Source organism: Mesorhizobium sp. M2E.F.Ca.ET.209.01.1.1 (assembly GCF_004010375.2).
In the GTDB taxonomy this organism is placed as follows: domain Bacteria; phylum Pseudomonadota; class Alphaproteobacteria; order Rhizobiales; family Rhizobiaceae; genus Mesorhizobium.
Map to the genome: position 1 here is coordinate 1 of NZ_SADP02000448.1, position 366 is coordinate 366.

1 pseudogene is annotated in these 366 nt (G+C 60.1%); it reads right to left on the reverse strand.

What is annotated here, in order from left to right:
- Positions 1-366: pseudogene (locus tag EN852_RS41880) on the reverse strand (SAM-dependent methyltransferase); the annotation flags it as partial.

The window sequence follows — 366 nt, forward strand, 5'->3', positions numbered from 1 at the left end:
AGCTGCTCCCCTTCTCGCAAATCGCACGTCCGGGCGCGCCCGGATAGGAACTTTATCTCGTTCCGTATGTAGTCACGCTCCACTGGCCTGAGCGGCTGGCGGCGCTCTGCCAGCGTTGTGGTGGCGGAGACGTTTTCGAGCCCCGTCGCCCGAAACCAGGCCGCCAAGCGAGTTCCCCTCATGGCGCCGGAAAGCTGTACATCATCGGATAGCGAGTCGAGCAGACGCCAAGTCAGTTTGGGATCGAGCGGCTGAAACTGCCAAACCGAGATATCGACCTCCTTCACAGCAACAAGCCCACCCGGTTTCACGACGCGGCAGAACTCCTCCATTGCCTTGGTAAGTTGGTCGCCGCTTAGATATTGC